This window comes from Haloarchaeobius iranensis, from assembly GCF_900103505.1.
Lineage (GTDB): Archaea > Halobacteriota > Halobacteria > Halobacteriales > Natrialbaceae > Haloarchaeobius > Haloarchaeobius iranensis.
The window spans coordinates 1-6,780 of the sequence record NZ_FNIA01000052.1 but is presented as its reverse complement, the minus strand read 5'-3'; the positions used below and the strand labels follow the sequence as shown (position 1 = coordinate 6,780).

At 57.2% G+C, this 6,780-nt stretch carries 8 protein-coding genes and 1 pseudogene; 4 read left to right on the top strand and 5 right to left on the bottom strand.

All coding sequences use genetic code 11. The annotated features are described in order from the left end of the window. On the top strand, nucleotides 1-299 hold a 299-nt coding region (locus tag BLT27_RS18705; protein WP_139172434.1), incomplete at its 5' end, for a transposase. A gap of 11 nt (nucleotides 300-310) precedes the next feature. On the opposite strand, the gene BLT27_RS19990 is transcribed toward BLT27_RS18705, so the two are convergent. The 3 genes and pseudogenes from BLT27_RS19990 to BLT27_RS18690 form a co-directional block, all read right to left on the bottom strand. After that, on the bottom strand, nucleotides 311-556 hold the full coding sequence (locus BLT27_RS19990) for a hypothetical protein (RefSeq protein WP_217639194.1): 246 nt from the start codon (nucleotides 554-556) through the stop codon (nucleotides 311-313). Between the two features lie 245 nt (nucleotides 557-801). Then, nucleotides 802-2,099, bottom strand: a pseudogene (locus tag BLT27_RS18695) (DUF7405 family protein). Nucleotides 2,100-2,169: 70 nt separating this feature from the next. Continuing rightward, nucleotides 2,170-2,709 carry a winged helix-turn-helix transcriptional regulator gene (locus BLT27_RS18690; protein ID WP_089736626.1) on the bottom strand — a complete coding sequence of 180 codons (540 nt, stop codon included), beginning with the start codon at nucleotides 2,707-2,709 and terminating at the stop codon, nucleotides 2,170-2,172. A gap of 260 nt (nucleotides 2,710-2,969) precedes the next feature. On the opposite strand from BLT27_RS18690, the gene BLT27_RS18685 reads away from it, so the two are divergent. The 3 genes from BLT27_RS18685 (at nucleotide 2,970) to BLT27_RS18675 (ending at nucleotide 5,062) form a co-directional block, all read left to right on the top strand. Then, nucleotides 2,970-3,269 (top strand): DUF7471 family protein, encoded by a 300-nt coding sequence (locus tag BLT27_RS18685; protein WP_089736623.1) that lies wholly within the window; start codon nucleotides 2,970-2,972, stop codon nucleotides 3,267-3,269. A gap of 79 nt (nucleotides 3,270-3,348) precedes the next feature. Next, complete coding sequence (locus BLT27_RS18680) at nucleotides 3,349-3,702, top strand: high-potential iron-sulfur protein (RefSeq protein ID WP_089736620.1); 354 nt, start codon at nucleotides 3,349-3,351, stop codon at nucleotides 3,700-3,702. Nucleotides 3,703-4,447: 745 nt separating this feature from the next. Next, nucleotides 4,448-5,062 carry a hypothetical protein gene (locus tag BLT27_RS18675; RefSeq protein ID WP_245707881.1) on the top strand — a complete coding sequence of 205 codons (615 nt, stop codon included), beginning with the start codon at nucleotides 4,448-4,450 and terminating at the stop codon, nucleotides 5,060-5,062. Between the two features lie 23 nt (nucleotides 5,063-5,085). On the opposite strand, the gene BLT27_RS18670 is transcribed toward BLT27_RS18675, so the two are convergent. Both BLT27_RS18670 and BLT27_RS18665 read right to left on the bottom strand, forming a co-directional pair. After that, a complete protein-coding gene (locus BLT27_RS18670) occupies nucleotides 5,086-6,369 on the bottom strand; it encodes an RNA-guided endonuclease InsQ/TnpB family protein (RefSeq protein WP_089736617.1) in 1,284 nt (427 codons plus the stop codon). 120 nt (nucleotides 6,370-6,489) lie between these two features. After that, a partial coding sequence (locus BLT27_RS18665) for a transposase (RefSeq protein WP_139172433.1) occupies nucleotides 6,490-6,780 on the bottom strand: 291 nt, incomplete at its 5' end.

Genomic DNA, 6,780 nt, shown 5'->3' with positions numbered 1-6,780 from the left:
GCGATCTGCGGTCGCTTGCCGCCGATAAAGGCTATGACAAGCAGTCGCTCCGCGAATCCCTTCGTGACCTCGGGATTCGCCCGCTCATCAAACATCGCATCTTCGCACCGTCTGATCACGCGCATAACGCCAGAATCGACGAACAGCGCTACAATCAGCGCTCTATGACCGAGACCGTGAACTCGGCTGTCAAGCGCTCGCTCGGCTTCGCCGTGCGAGCGCGTTCCTGGTTCCGCGAGTTCCGAGAAATCGCTCTGATGTGTGTCGTCTACAACATCAAGCGTGCCGTCAAACAGTGAAATCCACCGCCTTATGGCGATTCAACACAGCCCTCTTGGGTGACAAGTGAGTCGCCTTGGTAAATCTCCGCCGAGAGTCCGGTGTCTGGGAGTACCGTCATCGTCTCGGGGTCCCAGACGCTCGCCATCAGGTGGACGTCGTCCTCGTCGGTGATTTCGGTCAACGAGACGGAATCGCCGTTGATGTTCCAGAACCGGTGGGCATAGCTGTACATGAGCCCGAACGCGTAATCACCCTGTTTAGCCATCTCTGACATCTTCATCCCCTCGACATGACTTAGAATATAGATAGCATCCGGTCGATCTTCCGGGATTGGCGGGATGCTAATCGGCCGTGTTTCGAACAGTTCCGTACAGCCGGCGAAGGCGGCCGACACGGTGAGAGCAGCGCTAGCACGCAACAACGCACGTCGATTCATGTCTGACACTCAGAACCCTCGGAAAAAGCCGATTCTGGTCCGGTCCTCGAATCGTCGTCAGAGGACATGTACCGCAGCTACGACTAGGATTCGGGTCGTGGCTTCGGAACCGCTCGGTATCGGCGGGGCGGGACGAGGAAGTTCCCGCGACGGCGGACGAAAATATATTCGAGGATGCCGTTGTTGACACGTTGACGGATCGCTGGCGTGACTTCGGTCAAGTCGGTTCCGTTCATCGCCCGACGGACATCCTCGAAGTCCGCGATTCGACGCTGCATAGACGGAAAATGGAGACTTGCTACCTTCTGGTCCGACCCGATATCGTCCGTCGATTCGAAGTGGCGGCGGAGGAGTTTCACGTTTCCATCCGCGTCTCGGTTCGCACGGGCGGCCTTCTGTGCGTGACCAACGCGGCCGTGGTCCCTCGCGTCTGCTTCGATGTCGTCGACGAACTGGTCAATACCACTATTCGAGCCTAGGTTCGACCCGACCCCCTCAACGAGGTCGTTCTCTGTGTGGCCGGGACTGAACATCTCCATCACGCGGTCCTCGGAGGACTGTTCGTCGTACCAGTCCGCGAGACGCTGGCGAAGATTGGCGATCACTTTCGTCGTGGCACCCGCGAATGGCCCATCCTGGATGGTGACGTAATCCTCGGTCGCCTGGTTCCCCCTGAAGCCAGCCTCGAAGCCCATGAACAGCGGCGAGGTCTCTGGAACTGGTTTCGAGTCGGGAATACCAGCCGCATCTTGGTTTCGGCTGGGAGCCCAGTGCCGACGAACCCGGTCCGCCGTGAATCGATCGTCGCGACGTCGGTGAGCTGGGCGTCAACGGATACGCCATTCGCCTGGTCCTGCTCGCCTCGAAGGGCCTGTTCGGCTTCGAGCACCACGTCGGCGCGATCGCTCGCGAGGTGGACGACCGCGTCCTGCGTATCGAACGTTGGGGATTCGAACGGTGAGAGTGGCCGTGGCTGGGGAAGCTCTACGTTCTCAGGAAGAGGTTGATCGAACCGTTCGAAGTACGATGGCGAGTACGCGATCGAATGGAGCAAGCCCTCGTGGCTCCACTCGTAGGCCCGGTCTAGAACCGTCAGTGCTCGTTCGAGTGTCGATCGGGTGTCAGTCGACGGTTGACTATCCCCATCGAAGTTGATGTAGAGGAGTGTCTGGTGTTTTGGAAGTTGGGAGTTCCCGTGTTCGTCGTGGCGGATGTATTCGCGCCAGGCGTGTTGGCGTGAGGGTTTCGCGTTCGGATCACCGGTTGGGACTGGCTCTGAGTTGCCAAAATCTAAACAGGCACTCAATGCACTTGCCCCGCCGACCGCCACGGCTGCTTTGAGAACCTCCCGTCGAGGGAGATCGGCATCAGAGAAATTCATTACCGTGTTGGAGTTTGTGTCCGCAGCAAGCAGAGTTGTGGTTCGGTCCTCGAAGAGCCAACTGCGACTCTCACGACTCGTCTTCAGACGGGCGAGAATCGCCTGCGAGTAGTCCGTCGACCAGTCGTGTGAACCGATCAACAAGCCGGTCCGCAACCGACGGTTCGACCAGCCGAAGCATCTGAGCTGTCTCCTCCGGGTGCGTTATAACGAGTGTCACATGGTTATGCGTATCGCGCTCCTTCTCGACAAGATTCTGTTCGACGAGGCGGTCGAGATGCCACTCGAGTGTACTCCGTGCGATAGCTACACCGTCCGCGACTGTGTTGGGCGAACTTGGGCCGTTCGTCATGAGGTAGACGAGGATATCTCGTGCCGTTTCTCGGCGTAGCACGGCCAACGCTCCTCTCTCCCAAGCCCCGTAGTCCGGCGTGTAATAATGTGTCCGGCCGTACAGCGACTCTTCAACGACGTCATCTGAGCGTTCGAGCTTTCTGAGGTGGTACTGAACCTGTCCCGGCGCCAAATCGAGTTCCCGAGTGAGCTCGTTAAAGTGGATACCAGGGCTCTGCCGGACCTGACGTGCGATCCGATTTCGTGTTTCGCTCATTATACGTTGGTTGATAGAGCAGGAGGTTCGCTGACTCAGTCGTTTTCGATAGTTTCGTGCCTCGGCATCTATATCTCACGGTGCATCGTTCGAGTTCGTTAAATGAACCAGAAGGAACGATTCGATGTACCGCCTTTGATCTGGTATCCCAAAGAGGCAGTGTCTAAGCTGCCCTGAACCCAATCTACGAATCCAATCACATGCAGTCGAAACCACTTCGTACCTTCACTGTTGGTCTGCCACTCCATTTTGGAGTGTCTATGTCAGATAGTCTGCTTATCGTTGCACTTGGTGTAGGCACAGTGTGTTCGATCCTCGTCGCGGTGCTATCGTTCATCGCGTTCGCGAGACGCCGGACGATGCCGTATCTTCTCATTGCAGTCGCGTTCTCGACATTTCTCGGAAAGACCAGTCTAGGACTTACGTACCTGATGGGACGTATGAACCCCGAGATGCACCACTCGTTCGAGCATTCACTTGATGTCGTCATGATGGCACTCGTACTTGCTGCAGTGTACTATGCTCGTTCGAGTGAGGGCAAAGAACTCGGTTCTGACTGACGACGAGAATGTGCCTGTCTACAATAACTTCGAGTATTGGACCAGTACGCCTACTCTAATCGGGATGTGAATTTGGAGTATGGACGAATCCTTGACCCCTACACGACGCAGACTCTTACACGTGCTTAGTGGAATGTCGCTTGTTGGACTGGCAGGCTGTGCTAGTGAAGACTCGAAGTACGAAAACCTCCAAGGACCGGTTCCCGACACGTATCTAACAGCCTCTTCTCAAGGTGGGACGGGACGCTCTCCAGACAACCTCCGGTCGAAATCGAGCGTCAGCTACCACGATGCACAGGGGGCTGCCACCTGCGAGAACTGTATCCACTATATCCCCGATAAGAATGACGATGGTCTTGGTGCCTGTAGCCTCGTCGAAGGCTACATCGAGCCGAAAGCGTGGTGTACTATCTATGCGAAGCACACCGAATAGCCCCGAGAGTCTGGCAGCTAACAAAGGTCTCGTCGTACGGGTTTGGAAGAGTAAGTTATCGCCCCAGGATTCTGAACACGCGACACGGGCGGACCAGCAAAACGCATGATCACCTCTAATCCACCCTGAGAGTGCAGCCAAGTCCATTTTGAATCCCTTCGGATTATGGTATCGCGTCGAAGAAAGCATACTCAACGTCGCCGTCGACAATCACGAGAAGGACATCAGTCGAATTGACACGATCACGTGTCAAACTGTGGAAGAGATACCAAGAGAGACTGAACTGCTCTGGTGCGTCAGTCGAACAGCGGTTGGGCATCAAAACATAGCCCTGTCCCGAGATAGACTCATTCGTAAGTCTGTCCAGTGACGAGCTCACACTCAAGAGCACCGGCGACGGTTCATCACGTGAGCGCACGGGGCTTCTGATATGAGCGCCCGGTGGTCTAGTCTTTGAAGCATCCCGGCAAACGAACAGTCACTCGGATGGCACAGCGAGGAAGCGTGTCGTGCTTTGGGGCGCTCCTCGTATTCAGTGTCGTCTCCGGGGTGGCGGTAGTCCTCGTTCTAGGAGAACTGAATCTGAGCGCTGCCAACGCATGACCTCACTATTGACGGGACTGAAGTGAGACTCGTTCGGCATAGAGGTTGGCGGGTCGCCATGCTTGCCTACAGATCGTGAGGTGCCATTCGTTAGTTGGACCAGAATCACCATACGACCACGCTTTGTCTCTCGAAGTGTTGTATGAGACCGAAGCAATCGACACCGGTCGATAAAGGGGCAGAAACGAAAATCACGACACGACGGCGCTACCTCAAGGGGACGCTCGGGGCTGCTGCTACTGTCGCGGCTATTCCCGCTTTAAGTGGCGTGGCAGCGGCACACTTTCCTCTCGAACTCGAGATTGATGTTCAACCCGAGAACGCGGAGAACTTCATCGACGTATCCGAACACGACTCCGTGTCGGTCGCCGTCCATCCCTCCGAGTTCCTCAACGGTGATGGTGAACGTAAGACGTTCGACCCCACGGACGAACCCGTCCGCTATCGGTTCGGATCACGATCCACAGTCGAGGATGGCGCGGGCGCACAGCCAGAAGATGATGGGGAAGTTCGTGAGTTCGACAGCCACCATGGCGGGAGCCACGAGGCGCTAGTGCTAACGTTCCCTGTCGACGAGATGGGATTCGACGGGGGCGAAGAGACAGCGTGGCTTTACTGGGAGCGCGACGAGGCAGGGGAACACGGCTACGCCGGCATGGATTCCGTCAACATCTACGGTACGGAGACGACCGACCAAGATTTCCTTGATCTACTGAGACGTTTGTTGAGCCAACGTCCCCCTTCTCCGGAGAGCTAACAACATCCGTAAACTACCCCACCCTACTCGCTCACGGCTTCGCCGTTCGCTTCGTTAAGGGTGGGGCTTTCGCGTGGACTCCCGTTCTGGCCACTGCTGGCAGGCTCATAATCGCCGTTCACGTTCAACGTCCCGCGATTCAAGCGCACGTTTACGGGTGCGCCTCCGCCCGACGACGTTTGCGCCGAGCGGAGATGCTTCAGACCGATGTTCTTCGCCGCGTTGTAGTCCGCGTGCGGTGAGTACCCGCACTTCAGACACTCGAATACGTCCTGTCCGTCCGATGTCGGGCGGTTGTTCTCGTGAGTGAACCCACACTTAGAACACCGCTGGCTCGTGTACGCGGGACTCACCTGCTCGACCGAGATACCCTCTACTTCGGCCTTATACTCGACGTAGTCGTACAGTCGACGGAACGCCCATGCGTGGAACTTCTTGGCGCGAGGCATCCGCTCACGAATCCCCGTCAGGTTCTCAAACGCGATTACGTCACAGTCGTGTTCGACGGCTTCCGCGACGAGTTCCTTCGAGACAGTGTGTAAGAAGTGGTCGTAGCGGCCTGTCTCCGTGCGTCCGACCGATTTCATAGTTTCGTGAGCGGCTCGCGTTCCACGCTGTTGAAGCGACCCGCGCCGCTTCTCAAACTCGCGGTGCCAGTGGTTCAACTCCGACCCGTTCCAGAACTCGCCGGTTGAGGTGACGGCGATGTTTTCGATGCCGAGGTCAACGCCGAGGACTGTGCTGTGCTCGCCGTTGCCGTCGTCGGCAGTCTCGAACTCCACGTCCGCCTTTGTTCGGACGTGAAGGTAGAACTCGCCGTCGCGGTAGTGTAGTTCTGCGCCCGTCACTTCGTAGTCGTCGTTGTATAGATACTCCGAGTGGGGCGTCTCGCGGCCCTCGTCGGGAAGAACGTACTCGGCAGTGATGCGTCCTTCGACGGTTGAGAGTCTTGCGTGGTCGTCGTTGAACGTCGCACGTCGCTTGTCATAGACGAGCGTCGGGGCGGTGAAGTTCGGTTTCCCCGCGTAGTCACCGTGCTTCCACCGAGCGACGACGCTCTGGACGGCGTCGGCGGCCTTGTTGCGGGCGTTCTGGACGAGATTCGCTTGGAGTCTCGTTTCGGCCCGCACGTCGTCGTAGGTTTCGCGTTGAAGTTCGGCTTTGCTCGTAGTCTTGTACTCGCCTTGCCATGCGTGGTCGACGACGTAGTTGGCGGCCCACAGGAACTCGGAGATGGTTTCGTGGAGGAGGTCGGCGTCGCTGTCGGCCACGTCAAGTTTGACAGGGACGGTGCGACGTACCTCCATCCGTGTTTCAGATGTAGTGCCATACCTTTATACTACATTACTCCACTCGCATTCGGCTATGTTTACGACTCTTTCGATGATAATAGTATTAGCTATGGTGAGGGTGTCATAGAACTCTTCTCACACCGTGATGATCGTGCTTCCCGGATTGTCTCCGCGTTCGTAGTTGGTAATTGCGACGACGAGGCGAAGGCACAGGGCAAGAAACACCTGCGTTCGTGCGTGGACGCGGCCTCGGGCGTGCGTTCGCCCGAGGCCGCAGTCCTTCACTGACTCGTTGGTTCGTTCGACTCCCGTACGGCGGTTGTACGTCTCGTCCAGCGTCGATTGCTTCAGCTGTACGTCCTCGCTGTGTTCGTCGATGCGGTCTTCGACCCTGTACTCGATATCGAGCGGGTCGTCGGTGTTTCG

What these genes read in the sequence shown, in the direction of transcription:
- BLT27_RS19990 (WP_217639194.1), bottom strand. Translation starts at nt 556, where the DNA reads ATGTCAGAGATGGCTAAACAGGGTGATTACGCGTTCGGGCTCATGTAC.
- BLT27_RS18680 (WP_089736620.1), top strand. Translation starts at nt 3,349, where the DNA reads ATGGACGAATCCTTGACCCCTACACGACGCAGACTCTTACACGTGCTT.
- BLT27_RS18690 (WP_089736626.1), bottom strand. Translation starts at nt 2,709, where the DNA reads ATGAGCGAAACACGAAATCGGATCGCACGTCAGGTCCGGCAGAGCCCT.
- BLT27_RS18685 (WP_089736623.1), top strand. Translation starts at nt 2,970, where the DNA reads ATGTCAGATAGTCTGCTTATCGTTGCACTTGGTGTAGGCACAGTGTGT.
- BLT27_RS18675 (WP_245707881.1), top strand. Translation starts at nt 4,448, where the DNA reads ATGAGACCGAAGCAATCGACACCGGTCGATAAAGGGGCAGAAACGAAA.
- BLT27_RS18670 (WP_089736617.1), bottom strand. Translation starts at nt 6,369, where the DNA reads ATGGAGGTACGTCGCACCGTCCCTGTCAAACTTGACGTGGCCGACAGC.